At 64.6% G+C, this 18,644-nt stretch carries 16 protein-coding genes; 7 read left to right on the top strand and 9 right to left on the bottom strand.

Going from position 1 to position 18,644, the window contains the following annotated elements; genetic code table 11:
* Nucleotides 1-287 precede the first annotated feature (287 nt).
* The 7 genes from RHO23_RS01260 to rpmF all read right to left on the bottom strand — a co-directional run bounded on the left by RHO23_RS01260 (nucleotide 288) and on the right by rpmF (nucleotide 5,830).
* The gene (locus RHO23_RS01260) at nucleotides 288-893 is read right to left on the bottom strand and encodes an MspA family porin (RefSeq protein WP_371258715.1); all 606 of its coding nucleotides are present in this window, start codon (nucleotides 891-893) and stop codon (nucleotides 288-290) included.
* Nucleotides 894-1,262: 369 nt separating this feature from the next.
* Nucleotides 1,263-1,466, bottom strand: coding sequence for a hypothetical protein (locus RHO23_RS01255; protein ID WP_081343488.1), 204 nt, complete (start codon nucleotides 1,464-1,466; stop codon nucleotides 1,263-1,265).
* 4 nt (nucleotides 1,467-1,470) lie between these two features.
* A complete protein-coding gene (locus RHO23_RS01250; protein WP_070943063.1) occupies nucleotides 1,471-2,007 on the bottom strand; it encodes a MogA/MoaB family molybdenum cofactor biosynthesis protein in 537 nt (178 codons plus the stop codon).
* A complete protein-coding gene (locus RHO23_RS01245) occupies nucleotides 2,004-3,305 on the bottom strand; it encodes a S1C family serine protease (RefSeq protein WP_030094527.1) in 1,302 nt (433 codons plus the stop codon). The genes RHO23_RS01250 and RHO23_RS01245 overlap by 4 nt, the downstream gene beginning before the upstream one ends.
* A 41-nt stretch (nucleotides 3,306-3,346) precedes the next feature.
* Nucleotides 3,347-4,882 carry a HAMP domain-containing sensor histidine kinase gene (locus RHO23_RS01240; protein ID WP_030094526.1) on the bottom strand — a complete coding sequence of 512 codons (1,536 nt, stop codon included), beginning with the start codon at nucleotides 4,880-4,882 and terminating at the stop codon, nucleotides 3,347-3,349.
* A 20-nt stretch (nucleotides 4,883-4,902) separates the two neighbouring features.
* On the bottom strand, nucleotides 4,903-5,589 hold the full coding sequence (locus RHO23_RS01235) for a response regulator transcription factor (RefSeq protein WP_030094525.1): 687 nt from the start codon (nucleotides 5,587-5,589) through the stop codon (nucleotides 4,903-4,905).
* Between the two features lie 67 nt (nucleotides 5,590-5,656).
* The gene (rpmF, locus tag RHO23_RS01230) at nucleotides 5,657-5,830 is read right to left on the bottom strand and encodes a 50S ribosomal protein L32 (protein WP_005063395.1); all 174 of its coding nucleotides are present in this window, start codon (nucleotides 5,828-5,830) and stop codon (nucleotides 5,657-5,659) included.
* Nucleotides 5,831-6,143: 313 nt separating this feature from the next.
* Here rpmF and RHO23_RS01225 point away from each other — a divergent pair, with 313 nt between their 5' ends.
* From RHO23_RS01225 to RHO23_RS01195, 7 genes are all read left to right on the top strand, one after another.
* Nucleotides 6,144-7,862: an acyclic terpene utilization AtuA family protein gene (locus RHO23_RS01225; protein ID WP_044104193.1), complete on the top strand. Its 1,719-nt coding sequence runs from the start codon at nucleotides 6,144-6,146 to the stop codon at nucleotides 7,860-7,862.
* Complete coding sequence (locus tag RHO23_RS01220) at nucleotides 7,862-9,010, top strand: acyl-CoA dehydrogenase family protein (RefSeq protein WP_070942787.1); 1,149 nt, start codon at nucleotides 7,862-7,864, stop codon at nucleotides 9,008-9,010. Before RHO23_RS01225 ends, RHO23_RS01220 begins: the two co-directional genes overlap by 1 nt.
* The gene (locus RHO23_RS01215) at nucleotides 9,007-10,602 is read left to right on the top strand and encodes an acyl-CoA carboxylase subunit beta (protein ID WP_070942788.1); all 1,596 of its coding nucleotides are present in this window, start codon (nucleotides 9,007-9,009) and stop codon (nucleotides 10,600-10,602) included. The genes RHO23_RS01220 and RHO23_RS01215 overlap by 4 nt, the downstream gene beginning before the upstream one ends.
* A 13-nt stretch (nucleotides 10,603-10,615) precedes the next feature.
* Nucleotides 10,616-12,625 (top strand): acetyl/propionyl/methylcrotonyl-CoA carboxylase subunit alpha, encoded by a 2,010-nt coding sequence (locus RHO23_RS01210; protein WP_070942789.1) that lies wholly within the window; start codon nucleotides 10,616-10,618, stop codon nucleotides 12,623-12,625.
* Nucleotides 12,622-13,791, top strand: a complete 1,170-nt coding sequence (locus RHO23_RS01205; protein ID WP_070942790.1) for an acyl-CoA dehydrogenase family protein — start codon at nucleotides 12,622-12,624, stop codon at nucleotides 13,789-13,791. The genes RHO23_RS01210 and RHO23_RS01205 overlap by 4 nt, the downstream gene beginning before the upstream one ends.
* Nucleotides 13,792-13,804: 13 nt before the next feature.
* Nucleotides 13,805-14,590, top strand: a complete 786-nt coding sequence (locus RHO23_RS01200) for an enoyl-CoA hydratase family protein (RefSeq protein WP_030094519.1) — start codon at nucleotides 13,805-13,807, stop codon at nucleotides 14,588-14,590.
* Between the two features lie 86 nt (nucleotides 14,591-14,676).
* Nucleotides 14,677-15,279 carry a DUF1707 SHOCT-like domain-containing protein gene (locus RHO23_RS01195; protein WP_030094518.1) on the top strand — a complete coding sequence of 201 codons (603 nt, stop codon included), beginning with the start codon at nucleotides 14,677-14,679 and terminating at the stop codon, nucleotides 15,277-15,279.
* Here RHO23_RS01195 and RHO23_RS01190 read toward each other — a convergent pair.
* Nucleotides 15,233-16,468 (bottom strand): hypothetical protein, encoded by a 1,236-nt coding sequence (locus tag RHO23_RS01190; RefSeq protein ID WP_070942791.1) that lies wholly within the window; start codon nucleotides 16,466-16,468, stop codon nucleotides 15,233-15,235. The genes RHO23_RS01195 and RHO23_RS01190 overlap by 47 nt on opposite strands.
* 309 nt (nucleotides 16,469-16,777) lie before the next feature.
* Nucleotides 16,778-18,625, bottom strand: coding sequence for an ABC transporter ATP-binding protein/permease (locus RHO23_RS01185; protein ID WP_423488572.1), 1,848 nt, complete (start codon nucleotides 18,623-18,625; stop codon nucleotides 16,778-16,780).
* Nucleotides 18,626-18,644 lie beyond the last annotated feature (19 nt).

Raw genomic sequence — 18,644 nt, 5'->3', positions numbered from 1 at the left:
CATGCCCCAGGTTTCGCCCCGAGTGGCGACACCGTCATCCGCGGAGTCAATGCCGGGCATGAGGACGCAGCAGCACCCCCGCCCCGTCACACCGCTGCACCACGCGACCTAGAGGGAGAAGTCAGCCGCCAAGCGCAGCCATCCCCTGGAGCGGCAGGGGCACTCCGCCTGGCCTCGGAACTCCCTTGACCGCACGATGGGCGACCTCGCCCTAGGCAAGGCCGCCCATCCTGCGCGAAGAATTCTTGCGTGAAAACGCCTGGTGCCCAGAAGTCAGCGAAAGCTCGCTACTTCATGTCCCAGGTTTCGCCGTAGGTGGTGACGCTGTCACCGGCGCTACTGATCAACCGGGCGTAGGGACGCAGCAGCACACCACCGGCCGCACCGGTCACCGTGCCGTGGGCGTTCGATACCGCGACGGCGCCCTTGGGGCCGGCGATCGCCACAGAGAACGTCGCCACTTCCTGGATACCGGGTCCGTTACCTAGGTCAACGTTGATACCCGCCGAAGGCAGCAGGTTGGTGGTCTGAATGTAGGAGGCTTCCGGGTTGCCGCCGAAGGCGTTCGGAATACCGTAAAGAATCGAGGTATTGGGGGTCGTGTAGTTGAAGTTCAGCCCCACACCCAGCGACCAGGGGTAACCCACCTGATAACCCAGCTCCAGGGTGCCCTCGAACGCGTCTGCTCCCGGGCCCGTCACCTCATAGACCGCGCGGCCCGAATGAAACCACTCACGGGTCAGGCGGTTGCGGTCGAGCGGAAACACACCATTCAAGAACGTGTCCCACTGCTGAATCCGCAGTGTCCGGCCCTTGCCATCAACCAGGGTCAGCTCATCGTCCAGACCCGCATGCGCCGTCGCCGCCGTCGCAAAGAGAGCAACAAGAGTCATGACTAGGGCGCCAACCGCCAACAGACCGTGGCGGGCCCAGCCCGATACCTTGCTCAACAGCTTCATTCTTTTCCTATCAGTCCACTCATGGCGAACATGAGAATTTCCTAAGCGACGGACAGAAGGACGATATCGGCACGGTGACCACGCGGCAATCTGAACACGAGTTCTGTTCGCGGTGGACTCACCCAACTCTGGGCACGTACGTGAAGCCGAAGTTAGCCGAACCCAAGACATCCCCGGGTTAACAATTGGGTGAACGAGCAATTTGCTGGGAAACGCCCAGACACAGCGGGGGAACCGACACCCCGAATGGGTATCCAGGCTTCGCGACCTGCCGGATTTACGCGCTCGATATGCGGGAATTCCTTAGCCGTGATGGGGCGGCACGTTATCGCGCAACCACCGATCACTTTCGTGCAAGCCGCGCGAATCGTTCACATCGCGTTCATCTGGGCCCAAAGACGGCATCGCCTGGCCGAAGATCCTGTCGATGTCCGCATTGCTGACCGTTGTTCCCCCTTCGCCACTTTTGTGGCGAAGGTCACAATCAGGGCCCTCGGGCGTTGTCACCCGATCAGATCTCCAGACTCGATAGCTGCTCGATGATCTGAATCGCCATCGGTGTCACCGTGGCCATTCCATCGCGCACCGCAGCTCGCGTTCCCGCAATGTTGACCACCAGGGTGCTTCCCGAGATACCCGCCACGCCGCGTGACAGACCAGCCTCGGTGACACCTGCCGCAAGCCCCGATGACCGGATGGCCTCGGCGATGCCGAGCAGCTCACGGTCGAGCAATGGCTGAGTGGCCTCGGGGGTCACGTCGCGCGGCGTGACGCCGGTTCCACCCACGGTCACCACGAGATCCACACCGCCGATGACCGCGGTGTTGACCGCGTTCTGAATCTCGGTCAGGTCTCCCTCGACCGCCACCACACCGTCGACCACGATTCCGGCCTCCGAGAGCAACTCGGTGACCAGCGGACCACTGGTGTCCTGGTCGCCGTGGGCCGTTCTGTCGTTGACGATGACGACCAGAGATCGCCCCACCGGTAGCACCTCAAGCTCTGTCATGGAAGCAACCGTAACGGCTCGCAGGGACATCTGAGTCATCGGGCGACCTCACCCAATGTCACATCCACGGTCTTCTCCGGTCCGCCGTTGCCATCGGTGTACGTCAGCGTCACCTTGTCTCCCGGCGCCTTGGAACGCACGGCGGCCACGAGCCCGTCGGCGCTGTTCACCGGGCGGTTGTCCACCTTCGTGACCACCGACCCGTTCGGCACTCCAGCCTTCTCGGCGGCACCACCGGCGACCACCTCGACGATCTTGGCGCCCTGGATCTCCTTCTCATTACCAACCCGAACTCCCAGAGAAGCGTGGGTGGCGTGGCCGTTGGCGATCAGCTGATCGGCGACCCGCTTGGCTTGGTCGACCGGAATCGCAAAGCCCAGGCCGATGGATCCACCTTGTGTCTCGCCGCTGGAATCTCCACCCATGGTCGCGATGGCGGAGTTGATGCCCACCAGCTCACCGTTCAGGTTGACCAGCGCACCACCGGAGTTACCCGGGTTGATGGCGGCATCGGTCTGGATGGCGTCCAGCACGGTGTCCTGATTACCCGCCTGTCCCGCGGTGAACACCGGGCGGTTCAGCGAGCTGACGATGCCCGTGGTCACCGTGCCGTCCAGACCCAACGGAGAACCGATCGCGACAACCGACTGCCCCACAACAAGATTCGCGGAGGAGCCGAGCGCGACGGGCGTCAGGCCCGACGCGCCGGTGATTCGGATCACGGCGATGTCGGTGGCGGGATCGATCCCCACCACGGTGAAGGGCGAGTTCTTGCCGCCCGCGATGGTGGCGGTGGTCTTGGCGCCGGGTTCACCCGCAGCCTGAACGACGTGTGCGTTGGTAAGCACCAAACCGTCGGCGGAGAGGATGACCCCTGATCCCTCTTCACTCGAACGACCCATGATTGTTTCGAGCTTGACGACACTCGGAAGCACCTTGGCCGCAACCTGTTCCACCGATCCCGCGGGCAGCGCGGACACCTGTTGCGCGGCGGGCTGACGGCCCGGAGCAATAGGAGTCAAGCCGGTGCTGCCGCTGGTGACGACGGGCGCCTTGTGTTGGCGGTCGGCGACGACGGCACCCACAGTTCCGCCCAGCCCACCGGAGACCAGAGCCAGGACGGTCGCACCCACCACGAGCCCGCCACTGCGCTTCCCCCGGGGGGCCTGATTCTGCGGCTGAGGGGGACGCTGCTGGTTCGGCGGCTGCTGCTGTGAGTATCCGTATGCCTGGCCCTGATAGTGGTGGCCGGACTGCGCATGATGCGTCGGCGCTTGTTGCCCGGAGTAGTGACCGGACGGCCGGTAGGCCCAATTGCCGTGGGGGTCGTTGGTCATAGGTACTTCCTCACCCGTCCTTCATAGGCGTTCACGATCGACTAGCTCGGGTGCCACGCTGCCGGAGCGGACTGAGAATCCACTGAGATCTCCCTCGCGTTTGGCGCAGACTTCCGGCGCCCGGCGGTGTCACCCCCGTCGGGGTGCCCGACGGGTCCGGGACGGCCTGGAAGAAGCACGTGCATCGACGTGCCCGGGGCTGGACTGCCGTCGACCACCGCACCGGGTTCCGTCTCCTCGACCTTGATCGCGCCACCATGTTTGAGCACAACTTGCTTCACGATGGCCAACCCCAAACCCGATCCCGGCATTCCCCGGGCCGGGGTGGCCCGGTAGAACCGCTCGAAGACCAGATCCCGTTCGGCGGGCGGAATCCCGGGCCCACGATCGGAGATCACCAGCTCGGCGTGCGCGGCGTCCACCTGGGCCAGCCGCACCGATACCGTGGTACCCGATGGGCTCCACTTCGCCGCGTTGTCAAGCAGGTTGAGAACCGCGCGCGACAGTCCTGCCGCGTCTCCGTAGACCTGCCACGGCTGCATGACGACGTCGAACTCGATGTCGTTGCGACGGCGGCGGACTCGTTCCAAAGTGCCCTCGACCACCTCGACCAGGTCTACCGGCTCATGCACGATGTCGGCACCGTCACCACGGGCCAGATCGACCAAATCGCCCACCAATGTGGACAATTCCTCGATCTGGGCGATCACATCGAGTTGCAGCGCTTCCATTTCCTCGTCGGGTAGACGGGGAGCACCCGGTTGCATGGCGGCCATCAGCAGCTCGGTATTGGTGCGCAACGAAGTCAGCGGGGTACGCAACTCGTGGCCCGCGTCGGTCACCAGACGTGCCTGGCGGTCTCGAGACTCGGCCAGGGCACGCAACATGGTGTTGAAACTGATTGTGAGCCGCGCTAATTCGTCGCTGCCAGTGACGGCAATGGGCCGCAGATCATCGGTTCGGGCCACGCGTTCGGCGGCATCGGTGAGTCTGGCCACCGGCCGCAACCCGGTGCCGGCCACCACGGCTCCGGCGGCGGCCGCCACCGCCACGCCTACGCCGCCGACAATCAGCAGCACCCAGCCCAGTCGCCGCAGCACGGTATCGGTGGGGTCGAGCGATTTCGCCATGATCAGCGTGCTGCCATTGTCGAGCCTAAGTGCAAGCACGCGTTGATGATTGACGGTGCGCAGCGACTGCTCGAGCTCGCCGCGGGTGACCGCCTGCTCGGGAGCGCCATAGGGAATGATCTGTCCCTGCTGTGTCGCCGAGAACGTGATGAGCCCCGGAAAGATCAGCTTGGCGTTGACATCGGCGGAGTACGCGGTGCCTTCGATGGCGCGACGGGGGTCCACCGACAGCAGCCCACTGCCGATGAGCAGATTGGCGCGATCGTTGAGCTGCTTGTCGACATCGCGATACAACGCCGTGGATACCAACAGGTATGAGGCCACGGCCATCAGCACCACGACCATCGCCACCATCGACATCGCGAGCAGCATCACGCGCCAGCGCAGCGATACCGATGAGCTGGTTGCCCGTAGTGGAGAGAACAGTGCAGACGTCGGTCTGCGCATCCGTAGTGTCGCCATAGGGATTACGGAGGGGTCTCCCGCAGCACGTAGCCGACACCGCGAACGGTGTGGATGAGCCTGAGCTCCCCCTCGGCTTCGGTCTTGCGCCGCAGATAACCGACATACACCTCAAGTGCATTACCGGACGTCGGGAAGTCGAATCCCCACACCTCTTCGAGGATGCGGCTGCGCGTGAGCACCCGCCGGGGGTTCGTCATGAGCATTTCCAGCAGTGCGAATTCGGTACGGGTCAGGCTGATCGACCGAGTGCCCCGGTAAACCTCGCGGGTGACCGGATCGAGCGTGAGATCACCGAAGCTCAGCGTGGCAGCGTCCGCCGACTCGTCGACGGTGGTCCGGCGCAGCAGCGCCCGCATCCGGGCCAGGAGTTCCTCAAGCGCGAAAGGCTTGGGGAGGTAATCGTCGGCGCCCGCATCCAGACCCGCCACGCGCTCGGAGACCGAGTCTCGTGCGGTGAGCACCAGGATCGGCAGATCATCTCCGGTGCTGCGCAGGCGACGGCATACCTCGAGTCCGTCGAGCTTGGGCATCATCACGTCGAGCACCAGCGCATCCGGCCGGTCGGCCGCGATGACATTCAGCGCATCGACGCCGTCCTCGGCCAGATCCACCGAGTACCCATTGAAGGACAGAGACCGTCTCAACGACTCGCGTACAGCGCGGTCATCATCGACTACAAGAATTCGCACAGGTACCAGTGTTAACCGTGCGGCTGAGATATTACTGAGGAAGCCTGAGAATCAGGTCTCGCGTCGTTCAGCGACGGTCGAGATCGATGAGCCCGAGGCGGGCAGCCTTGAGCAGGCGACGGGGAACCTTGTGGTTCTGTCCGCCGACAGTGACATTGACCAGCTCAGTGGCAGTGGCCTTCCACTGCGAACGCCGGCTACGGGTGTTGGAGCGGGACATTCTCCGCTTGGGGACGGCCATGGTCGCGCCCTCTCCTTATTTCTCAGGTTTCTGTGTCATTCGCCCGCGCCGCGCCAACATGTCGGGCGCAGCGAGCGACAATCACCACACGATAGCCGGTGGCGGACATGAGCTGCAAATTTGCTCGGATCAATCCGCGCCGACACGCCGTATCGCGGCGGATTCGTATTGCATTTTCACACCATAAGACGGCGTGTCGACGCCATCACCTGGGCTCGGCCAACCACTTGGTTGGACCGCTAGATTGACGTTTTAGTGCGTGGGGTAATTTGGCAGCGCACGAGCAGTCGATGCCGACCTCGAGAGGACCACCGTGACCACTGCGCCGGTACGAATTGGGAACTGTTCAGGCTTTTACGGTGACCGAATATCGGCCATGCACGAGATGCTCACCGGCGGTGAACTCGACTACCTGACCGGCGACTATCTGGCCGAGCTGACGATGCTCATCCTCGGGCGCGACCGCGCCAAGGCCCCCGAACGCGGCTACGCCAAGACGTTCCTGCGCCAGCTCGAGCAGTGCCTGGGCCTGGCCCAGGACAAGGGCGTGAAGATCGTCGCCAACGCCGGCGGCCTGAACCCCGCGGGTCTGGCGGAGGCCATCCGCGCACTCGCGGAAAAACTGGGAATCGCGGCCAACGTCGCACATGTCGAGGGCGACGATCTCCTGCCCCGTGCCGCAGAGCTCGGACTGGGGTCACCGCTCACCGCCAATGCCTATCTCGGCGCCTGGGGCATCGTGGAATGCCTCAATTCCGGGGCCGACATCGTGGTCACCGGCCGGGTCACCGACGCCTCCGTGATCGTCGGCCCTGCCGCCGCACACTTCGGGTGGCGCCGCGACGACTACGACAAGCTCGCCGGTGCGGTCGCGGCCGGGCACATCATCGAGTGCGGCACCCAGGCCACCGGAGGCAACTACGCCTTCTTCACCGAGATCCCCGACCTTTCGCGTGCCGGGTTCCCGCTGGCCGAGGTACATGAGGACGGTTCGTCTGTCATCACGAAGCACACGGGTACCGGCGGCGCGGTCAGCGTGGGCACCGTCACCGCACAGCTGCTCTATGAGATCACCGGAGCGCGGTACGCCAACCCTGATGTCACCACCCGGATCGACAGCATCGAGCTGACCCAGGAGGGCCCCGACCGGGTGCGGGTCTCCGGTGTGACGGGCGAGGCACCACCACCGGACCTGAAGGTGTCGCTGAACGCCTTGGGTGGCTTCCGCAATCAGATGACGTTCGTGCTCACCGGACTCGATATCGACGCCAAGGCGGATCTGACCCGCAAGCAGTTGGAGTCCGCCCTGTCTTCCCCCGCGGGAGCCCCGCAGGACATCCAATGGACGCTGGGCCGCACCGATCATCCGAATGCCGACACCGAACAGGCGGCCAGCGCCCTGCTGCACGTGATGGTGCGCGACTCCGACCCGAACAAGGTAGGGCGACAGTTCTCCAACGCCGCGGTGGAGCTGGCCCTGGCGAGTTACCCCGGCTTCCACGTCACCACGCCTCCCAAGGACGGCGAGCCGTACGGCGTGTTCACTCCGGGATACGTCCCCGCGGAGAAGGTTCCGCATGTGGCCGTGCTGGCCGATGGCTCGCGTATCGATATCGCACAGGCCTCCCAGACGCTGCCCCTCGCCGACGCCCCGGCAGCGGCGCTGCCCGAACCGCTTCCGGCCGGGCCGGTACGCCGAATCCCACTGGGAACGCTCGCGGGTGCTCGCAGCGGCGACAAGGGCGGCAGCGCCAACGTCGGCGTCTGGGTGCGCACCGATGAGGAATACCGCTGGCTTGCGCACGCCCTGACCATCGACGCGCTGCGTGAGCTGCTGCCGGAAACCGAGCAGTTGGAGGTGGCGCGCTACCTGTTGCCCAAGCTGCGGGCCGTGAACTTCGTCATCCAGGACATCCTCGGCAAGGGTGTGGCCTATCAGGCCCGGTTTGACCCACAGGCCAAGGGAATTGGCGAATGGCTGCGTTCCCGTGAGATCGACGTCCCCGAATCCCTCCTGAAGGAGACAATCTAGTGGCCCAGTGGAACACCCCGGAGCGCAAGGCGCTTCGGGAGACCGTACGTGACTTCGCCGAGCGCGAGATCCTGCCGCATGTCAACGAATGGGAACGCGACGGCCTGCTTCCTCGTGAATTGCACCGCAAGGCCGGCGATCTGGGTCTGCTCGGTCCGGGTGCGCCCGAGGAGGTCGGCGGTGGCGGCGGAGATGCCATCGATCCGGTGATCGTGTGCGAGGAACTGCACTATGCCGGTGTGCCCGGCGGCGTGTTCGCTTCCCTGTTCACCTGCGGCATCTCCACACCGCACATCATCGCCTCCGGCGATCGGCGCCTCATCGACAAGTACGTCAAGCCCACCCTGGCCGGTGATCTCATCGGATCGCTGGCCATCACCGAGCCCGGCGGTGGTTCCGATGTCGGGCATCTGACCACCTCGGCCAAAAAAGACGGCGATCACTACATCGTCAACGGCGCCAAGACCTTCATCACCTCCGGCGTGCGCGCCGACTACGTGGTGACCGCGGTCCGAACCGGCGGACCGGGAGCGGCCGGAGTCTCGCTGCTGCTGATCGACAAGGACACGCCGGGGTTCGAGGTCGCCCGCAAGCTCGACAAGATGGGCTGGCGCTCTTCGGATACCGCCGAGTTGTCCTTCACCGATGTGCGGGTACCCGCCGAGAATCTGGTGGGTGGCGAGAACACCGGCTTCGCGCAGATCGCCGGCGCCTTCGTATCCGAGCGAATCGGCCTTGCCGCCCAGGCATATTCGAGTGCGCAACGCTGCCTGGACCTGACCGTGGAATGGTGCAGGAACAGGGAGACCTTCGGGCGCCCCCTCATCTCCCGTCAATCCGTGCAGAACACCCTCGCGGAGATGGCACGCCGCGTCGATGTGGCGCGGGTGTACACCCACGCGTTGGTCGACCGTGCGATTGCCGGTGAAACCAACCTCATCGCCGAAGTCTGTTTCGCCAAGAACACTGCCGTCGAAGCCGGCGAGTGGGTGGCCAACCAAGGCGTTCAGTTGTTCGGAGGCATGGGCTATATGACCGAGAGCGAGATCGAACGGCAGTACCGCGACATGCGGATCATCGGGATCGGTGGCGGCACTACCGAAATCCTCACTTCCCTGGCGGCCAAGCTCCTGGGGTTCCAGTCGTGACAATCCTGCGTACCGCCGTCAACACCAACTCTCCCGAATACGTCGACGCGGCAGCGGCCATGGCGACCAAGCTGGCCGAGGTCAATGCCGAAACCGCGAAGGCACTCGCCGGTGGCGGCGACAAATACGTTGCCCGCCATCACGAACGCGGCAAGCTGCTGGCACGTGAGCGCATCGAGCTGCTCATCGACCCGGACTCCCCGTTCCTGGAGCTGTGTCCGCTCGCGGCCTGGGGCAGCGACTTCACCGTCGGGGCCTCACTGGTCACCGGCATCGGCGTGGTCGAGGGTGTCGAATGCATGATCGTGGCCAACGACCCCACCGTCAAGGGTGGTACCAGCAACCCCTGGACACTGCGTAAGGTACTGCGGGCCAACGATATTGCCTTCAAGAATCGCTTGCCCGTGATCTCACTGGTGGAATCCGGTGGTGCGGATCTGCCCACGCAGAAGGAAGTATTCGTTCCCGGCGGACAGATGTTCCGCGACCTCACTCGGCTCTCGGCCGCGGGCATCCCGACGATCGCTCTGGTGTTCGGCAACTCGACCGCCGGTGGCGCCTACATTCCCGGCATGTCGGACCATGTCGTGATGATCAAGGAACGCTCCAAGGTGTTCCTGGCGGGTCCGCCGCTAGTCAAGATGGCGACCGGCGAGGAGTCCGACGATGAATCGCTCGGCGGCGCCGAAATGCACTCCCGCGTTTCCGGTTTGGGCGACTACCTGGCAGCCGATGAACAGGACGCCGTACGGCTCGGACGGCAGATCGTCGCGCGCCTGAACTGGGTCAAGAAGGGCCCCAAGCCCGCGGCGGTCATCGAACCCCTCGCAGACCAGGAGGAGCTACTCGGCATCGTCCCCGGGGACCTGCGCATCCCGTTCGATCCGCGTGAGGTCATCGCGCGGATCGTCGACGGTTCGGAGTTCGACGAGTTCAAGGAGCAATACGGCTCCTCATTGGTCACCGGCTGGGCCCGGCTGCACGGGTACCCGATCGGCATCCTCGCCAATGCGCGCGGCGTGCTGTTCAGCGAGGAAGCGCAGAAGGCCACTCAGTTCATCCAGCTGGCCAACCAGACCAACACGCCACTTCTCTTCGTACACAACACCACCGGATACATGGTGGGTAAGGAGTACGAAGAGGGCGGCATGATCAAGCACGGGTCGATGATGATCAACGCCGTGTCGAACTCGACGGTGCCGCATCTGTCCCTGATCGTCGGGGCCTCCTATGGCGCCGGGCATTACGGCATGTGCGGCCGCGCATATGACCCGCGGTTCTTGTTCGCCTGGCCCAGTGCGAAATCCGCGGTCATGGGCGGCACCCAGCTGGCCGGCGTCATCTCCATCGTGAGCCGTGCCGCCGCGGCGGCACGCGGCCAGGCCGTCAACGAGGACGCGGACGCCGCCATGCGGGCTGCCATCGAGGCACAGATCGAGGCAGAGTCGCTGCCCATGTTCATGTCCGGACGCCTGTATGACGACGGGGTCATCGACCCCCGCGATACCCGGGCGGTGCTCGGTATGTGCCTGTCCGCCATTGCCAATGGACCGATCGAGGGGACGTCGAACTTCGGCGTCTTCCGGATGTGAGGGTTTGGAACACATGACTACGCCTTCGATCACCTCTGTTCTGGTCGCCAACCGCGGTGAGATCGCCCGCCGCGTCTTCGCCACCTGCCGCAAGCTTGGGCTCGGAACTGTCGCCGTCTATTCGGACGCCGATGCCGACAGCCCACATGTGTCCGAGGCCGATGCCGCGGTGCACCTACCCGGCACCTCCAGCGCCGAGACCTACCTGCGCGGTGAGCTCATCATCGCCGCGGCCAAGGCCACCGGCGCCGACGCGATCCACCCCGGTTACGGATTCCTCTCCGAGAATGCCGATTTCGCTCGTGCGGTGGCGGACGCCGGCCTTACCTGGATCGGCCCGCCGGTCACGGCAATCGAGTCGATGGGCTCGAAGATCGAGTCCAAGAAACTCATGGAAGCCGCCGGCGTGCCGGTGCTGGGCCAGCTCGACCCCGACACCGTCACCGCCGATCAGCTTCCGGTGCTCGTCAAGGCCTCCGCCGGTGGCGGTGGCCGTGGTATGCGGATCGTGTCAGATCTCGACAAACTTCCCGCTGAAATCGCTGCCGCACAACGGGAAGCCCAATCCGCATTCGGGGACCCGACGGTCTTCTGCGAGCGCTACCTGGGCACCGGCCGGCACATCGAAGTACAGGTGATGGCCGACAGCCACGGCACGGTGTGGGCCGTGGGTGAGCGCGAGTGCTCAATCCAGCGCCGTCACCAGAAGGTCATCGAGGAAGCACCCTCGCCCTTGGTGACCCGAATCGACGGCATGCGCGAGCGGCTCTTCGAGGCGTCACGTACCGCCGCGGCGACAATCGGTTATGTGGGCGCGGGCACCATGGAATTCCTGGCCACCGAAGACGGCGAGTTCTTCTTCCTCGAGATGAACACCCGCCTGCAGGTGGAGCACCCGGTGACCGAGTGCACCACCGGTCTGGACTTGGTGCTGTTGCAGATTCAGGTGTCCGAAGGCGGACGGCTCGATCCGGAACCTCCTGCGATCCAAGGTCATTCGATCGAGGCGCGGCTGTATGCGGAGAATCCGGCCGCCGAGTGGCAACCGCAAAGCGGCACCGTGCGGCGCTTCGACATACCCGGGGCCAGTGCGGAATTCCAGCTGCCTGGACATCCGGGGCGCAACGGGATCCGCTTGGACTCGACCATTGTCGACGGCAGCGTGGTGTCGGTGCACTACGACCCGATGCTTGCGAAGGTCATCACGGTGGCGCCGACGCGCACCGAGGCCGCCCGGCTGCTGGCCTCGACGCTGGAACGCGCCCGGATACACGGGCTGACCACCAACCGTGATCTGTTGGTCAACGTGTTGCGTCACCCCGCGTTCCTCGCCGGTGACACCGACACGTCATTCCTGAACAAGCACGGCCTGGACATCCTTGCCAAACCGCTGGCTGATGAGGCGGCGCACCAGTACTCGGCGCTTGCCGCGGCACTTGCCGACGCGGCCGCGAACCGGGCCTCGGCGGTAGCCTGCGCGGCCCTTCCAAGCGGCTGGCGCAATCTGGCGTCCGGCTTCCAGACCAAGGAATTCGCGGTCGGCGAGAGCGTCATCTCGGTGCGGTACCGCCTGACCCGGTCCGGCCTGGAGCTGGATGGCGACTGGCCATCCATTGATTTGGTCTCGGCGACACCGGATCATGTGGCACTCGTCATTGACGGCGTCCGCCGTGGATTCGACGTGTCCTTCTACGGGGCGACCGTGGACGTCGACTCCCCACTCGGTCCGGTGGCACTGGCGGTGGTGCCCCGATTCACCGACCCCAGCACCGAGGTGGCGGCGGGCTCGCTCATCGCGCCGATGCCGGGAGTGGTGCTGCGGGTGGGTGCCGCGGTGGGAGACACCGTCACCGCGGGTACACCCATTGTCTGGCTGGAGGCCATGAAGATGGAGCACACCATCGTCGCCCCCGCCGACGGCGTTCTAGAGATCCTCAATGTCGAACCGGGACAACAGGTCGAGCTCGGCACCGTACTAGCCCAGTTGGCCGCGGAGGCCAACACCGAAGGAGAGCCCACATGACGCAGACCAATCCGTACGTAGAGTCCGAAGAGCGCAAGGCGCTGCGCCAGGCGGTGGCCGCGCTCGCCGGCAGCTACGGCCACGAGTACTACCTGGAGAAGTCCAAGACCCACGCACACCTGAACGAGCTGTGGGATGAGGCAGGAAAGCTCGGCTTCCTGGGAGTGAACATTCCGGAGGAGTACGGCGGCGGCGGCGCCGGCATGTACGAGCTTGGGCTCGTGTTCGAGGAACTGTCGGCGGCCGGGTGTCCGCTACTGATGATGGTCGTCTCCCCCGCCATCAATGCCACCATCATCGCCCGCTACGGCACCGATGAACAGAAAAAGAACTGGCTGCCCTCGATGGCCGACGGCACCTTCACCATGGCGTTCGCCATCACCGAACCCGACGCCGGCTCGAACTCCCACAACATCATCACCACCGCCAAGCGCGACGGTGGCGACTGGATTCTCAACGGGCGCAAGGTCTTCATCTCCGGCGTCGACCAGGCCAACGCCGTGCTGGTGGTGGCGCGCACCGAGGAGGCCAAGACCGGCAAGCTCAAGCCGGCGCTGTTCGTGGTGCCTACCGACACCAAGGGATTCGAGTACACACCCATCGATATGGAGCTCACGCTCCCGGAACGGCAGTTCCAGGTGTTCCTCGACGATGTGCGCGTGCCGGGTAATGCGCTCGTCGGCTCCGAGGATGCCGCGCTGATGCAGCTGTTCGCTGGTTTGAATCCCGAGCGAATCATGGGCGCCGCCAGCGGGGTTGGCCTCACCCGGCTCGCGCTGAGCAAGGCCACCGACTACGTCAAGACGCGCCAGGTGTGGAAGACACCGATCGGCGCACACCAGGCCATTGCGCACCCGCTCGCCGAGATCAAGGTAGAGCTGGAGCTGGCCAAGCTCATGATGCAGAAGGCCGCCACCCTGTACGACCACGGCGACGACTGGGGCGCAGCGGAGGCGGCCAACATGGCCAAGTACGCCGCGGCGGACGTGGCCTGCCGGGCCGCCGACCGGGCTGTGCAGTCCTTGGGCGGCAACGGATTGACCTCTGAATACGCCGTGGCGCCGCTGTTGAACCTGTCACGCTTCGGGCGTATTGCCCCGGTGAGCCGGGAGATGATCCTCAACTTCGTCGCGCAGACATCGCTCGGCCTGCCCCGCTCGTACTAAAAGGAGACACCCCATGAGTGACACTCTCGTCCAGTACGAGGTGGACGGTCGCGCCGCCCGCCTGACGCTCGACTCACCGCATAACCGCAACGCGTTGTCCAGCGGCTTGGTGCGGCAATTGCGGGAGGGACTGCAGCGGGCCGCCGCCGATAAAACGGTGCGTGCCGTGGTGCTCACCCACACCGGTAACACGTTCTGCGCGGGCGCCGATCTGTCGGAGAGCTCAGCGGCATCATCCGATCCCCAGGATGTCGCCAAGGACCGGGCGGGCCAACTCACCGCACTGCTGCGCGACATCCTGGAGTTGCCGCTACCGGTCGTCATCGCCGTCAACGGCCATGTGCGAGCAGGTGGCTTCGGCCTCGTCGGTGCCGCCGATATCGCGGTGGCGGGACCCGACAGCACCTTCGCACTGACCGAGGCACGCATCGGCGTGGCGCCCTCGATCATCTCGTTGACGCTGCTGCCGCGGCTCACCGGCCGGGCCGCCGCGCGCTACTTCGTCACCGGCGAGAAGTTCGACGCACGGGTGGCCGCGGAGATCGGGTTGGTGACAAAGTCCGTCGACAGCTCCGAAGCAGTCGAGGCCGCGGTGACGTCGTTGGTCGATGACATCGCGCTCGGTTCACCGCAGGGGCTGGCTGAGTCCAAGAAGCTCACCACCGCGCCGATCCTCGCCGATTTCGATGCGCGTGCAGTCGAGTTGACGGAAACGTCGGCGCGTCTGTTCGTCTCGCCGGAGGCGCAAGAGGGCATGTTGTCGTTCCTCCAAAAGCGTCCTCCCGCCTGGCAAGTGTGAACCAGTCGGCACTACGCGTGTAGTGCGCTGAGCAACACGAATGAACCGCGTGCCTTTAAGCGCCGTTCGTCGTAGGCTCGGCGGTGATGAGCAACCTCCCTGAGCGGGTTACCGCATCGATGCGGGCCGCAGACGCCGATCGCATGCGTGTCGCGCAGCTGTTATCCGACGCAGCGGCGCAAGGGCGGCTGGAGCTCTCCGAATTCGAGGAGCGCCTCACCAAGGTGTACTCGGCAAACACATACGGTGAACTTGATCAGCTCAGCGCCGACCTGCCCGCTGTCGCTACCGCCCAGGTTCGAGGTAAAGACAGCAAGCCAGCACCATCAACGGTGCTGATGGCGATCATGAGTGGATTTGAACGACGGGGCCGCTGGAACGTGCCCGGCAAGCTCACTTCATTCGCGCTGTGGGGTGGCGGCGTGCTGGACCTGCGTTACGCCGACTTCACTTCCAACGAGGTCGAGATCCGCTCGTTCTCCATCATGGGTGGCCAGACGATCCTCCTGCCACCAGAGGTCAATGTGGATGTCCGGGGCGTCGCCGTGATGGGTGGCTTCGATCACTCCGCAAGCGGCACCGGGGTACAGGGCGCACCACATGTGACGGTCAAGGGGTTCTCACTGTGGGGCGGGGTAAACGTCAAGCGGAAGCGGCGCAAGCGGCGCGAGTCGATGGAAGAGCGCTGACAGCGTCGAAAGCACCGAAGCGCCACAGCGTATTCACAATCTGACGGCGCCGATCCACATCCAGTTCTGATGCCAGGACGGCATCAAGATCATCCAGGGTGAACTCGCCGGACAGCGCTAGGAGTCCGTCAAGATTCACCGCGCCGCCGAACGCTATGTCCCGGCCACGGGCCACCAGATGAGTCCGATCCGCACCGACGATTGATTGCACCACCGCGGGGTAGGCCCAGCCGAGCGGGACACCCGCAGGAGCATCGCCGATGCGCAAGGCCGCCACCTTAGGGGGCCGCAGATACCCGGCGGTGCGCTGTTTGGCCGCCGCCAGTTCCATGGTTGTCGCCAGCCCCGACATCGCTTCGGGGTCGCCGAGCGTGTTGAGCACCAGCCGGCGGAGGTCATCGAAGCTGCGCGGCTCGTGTGCTGCGTCCAGCCGCGCGCCGAGATGGTCGATCATCCAGTCCGAGAACGACTTCCGGATGTTGGGCGGGAAGAGTGTAACCCCCAGGAAGACAGAAGGGCCGGCATTGCGGAACAGGTGATAGCGCCCCCGGGGAATGCATATGAAGTCACCCGGAGTCAGGGTGTAGCGGTGCGCTCCGGGCAGCAGTCGGTCGAAGTCAAACGAGACCTTGCCCAACGACGGGTTCTCGAACAACTGGTGGTGGTCGATTCCATCGGCGGGCCACACCCAGAGTTCCTTCACACCGGGGCCCAGATGGAAGATCAGCGATGGCTCGTCATCCTTGTGTATCCCGAAGGGAGTCCACTCCACATCGGCGATAAACGTGTAGATATCGGCACCGGACACCAGATCTCGTCCCGGAACAAGGCTGCGCACCAAGGCCTGAGCGAACGCGCCAAGCCCCAGATCCCATGAGGAGACGTCGTTGATGGCGACGCATGCCGGACGGTCGCCGGCATTCTCGGCGAGCCATTCGGTCAACGGCTGCGCGCCTTGCAGTGCGGTGCGCGCAAGCCGCTCGGTGAGCTTGAAGTCGAATTCACTGCCCCGGAATCCGCGTATTCGCAACCCTTTTCCACCTGCGGCGGTCGCCGTAGCCACCGCCGCGGCGATCCGGCCGCTGATCACACTCGGGTCTGTAACCAATCCGGGAAGGAAGACCGTTTCCTCATACCCGGGGGCCCACTCCCGGACAAACTGACGCCAGCGAGAGTCTTCGACGAACACTATTTCGCCTCCATGGCTGCGTCCGGGCGTGCACAGCCGGGGGGACGACCATGCACGCCCGGCGTCCACTCTTAGTGGCTGGCAACCATTTCCGTTGTGGCAACGATCTCTTCGTCCTCGACAACGATCTCAACAGCGATTTCGCGCATGGCGGTTCCTTTCCTTCGAACGGTTAACTGCCGAACTCATCACAGGCACCGTGCTGGCATCCGTCGCGTGGAGCCACCGCGGTGGACGTACGCCCAGCCCACAGACGCCGTCACTAGATCAGTCGCGCGGTCGTGACCGAAAGTTCCCGCCCGGCTCGATTCACACCGGCGAGAGCTCCCATGCGCCGCTGCCGGTCAGCTGCAACCGCGACCGGTGGTGACGGTCGATCGTCGACCTGTGCCCCACGCTGACAACCACACAGTCGGGTAGCCGTTCTCGCACCAGCGCATACATCGCATCCTCCAGCCCCTCGTCCAGAGCCGAGGTCGACTCGTCGAGGAACACCACCGTGGGACGCACCAGCAGCACCCTGACGAAGGACACCCGCTGCTGCTCCCCCAGCGAGAGCACGGCGGCCCAGTCGGCTTCCTGATCCAGCCGCTCGGTCAGATGCCCGAGCGAGACATCGCGCAGCGCCTGCTTGAGCTCCTCGTCCGTAACATCTTCCACGGGAAGCGGATACACCACCGTTGCGCGCAGGTTGCCCAACGGCAGGTACGGCAGCTGCGGCAGGAACAGGGTCGCCCACCCGTCGGGGCGCTCGACCAGTCCGGAGGCCTGTGGCCACAGCTGCGCCAGGCTGCGCAGCAAGGTGGTCTTCCCACAGCCCGACGGGCCCTTGACCACGACACTGTCACCTGCGGTCAGCGTGAGGTTGAGGTCCGCGATCATGTCCAGCCCCTGCAGATCGCGGACCTGGACATCGGTGAGTATCAGGGCGTCGTCGGCGCCGGCCACATTGATCCGTGGCAGTTCGCGTGCACGATGATCGCTGTCGAGCATCTGATCGATACGCAGGAGCGCGGCCCGGTAGACGGTGAATTCGTCATAACTGTCGCGGAAGAAGGACATTGCGCCGCAGACGTTTCCGAATGCGGCGACGGTCTGCAGCAGGTCACCGACTTTGATCTGGCCGGTGAAGAATCGAGGCGCCTGCACGATGTACGGGATCATGCCGGTGGTCACGTCGCCGATACCGCGGTTCCATCCGTTGAGGCGCAGCTGGGCGTACACGATGCGCCACATGTTGGCGATGATCTCACCGAAACGTGAATGCAGTAGCCGGCGTTCACGTTCGCCGCCCCGGTAGAAGGCCACCCGTTCGGAGCTGTCGCGCAGCCGCACCAGCGCGTACCGGAAGCTCGCGCTGAACCGTTCGTTCAAGAAGTTCAGCCGCACCAGTGGACGGCCGATCCAGAATGCGATGACGGTCACCGTGATCGAGAACACGAACGCGATGAAGACCATGGCTCGGGGGATCTCGATTCCCCACAACAACAGTGGACCCGAGAGCTGCCACAGCACCCCGGTGAACATGACGATCAGCAGTGTCTTATTCACCGCACCGAGCGTCAGATCCACCGATTTGGTGGTGTGCGTCTCAATGTCGATCTGGATCCGCTGGTCGGGGTTCTCCACCGGAACATCCAGAAAACGGTTGCGGTAGAAGGCGTCCTTGCTCATCCAGTCGTCGACGAGCCGCGTGTTGAGCCACACCCGCCACCGGATGGCGAACACTCTGCGCAGGAAGAAATCCACCACCGTGTAGGTGACCGTGAGCACCACGAGAATGCCGCTGATCGCGAACGAGGTGAAGAACGCCTGCCGCGCGTCGGCCAGTAGAGCCGGGTTGTGGGTGACAAGCGCCTCCGAGCCAACCTGCAGCGCATTCATCAGGTCCTTGTACTGGTACGTGAAGATCACCGTCACGCGTGCCATGTACACCGTGTGCCACATGATGAATGCCAGCAATGCCCACGTGCGCCAACTGTCACGCCCCCGGAAGAAGGGCGCGTTGACTCGCCAGAATTGCTGCCCCCATTGGGTAAACCGGGCGATAGCGAAAGCCACCGCAAGGAATACCACCATGGTGACCGCCCAGGCTTGCAGCGTCCACACCAGAGAGCGCAATGGCTCGCCCGGCCAATCCAAACTGGGCTGAACCATCGGCTCTCCCTATCGTTGC

The sequence above is a fragment of the Mycobacteroides sp. PCS013 genome, assembly GCF_049532645.1.
GTDB classification, from domain to species: domain Bacteria; phylum Actinomycetota; class Actinomycetes; order Mycobacteriales; family Mycobacteriaceae; genus Mycobacterium; species Mycobacterium gwanakae.
Note: the sequence above shows the minus strand (reverse complement) of the source record. Positions and strands in the feature narration are given on the sequence as shown.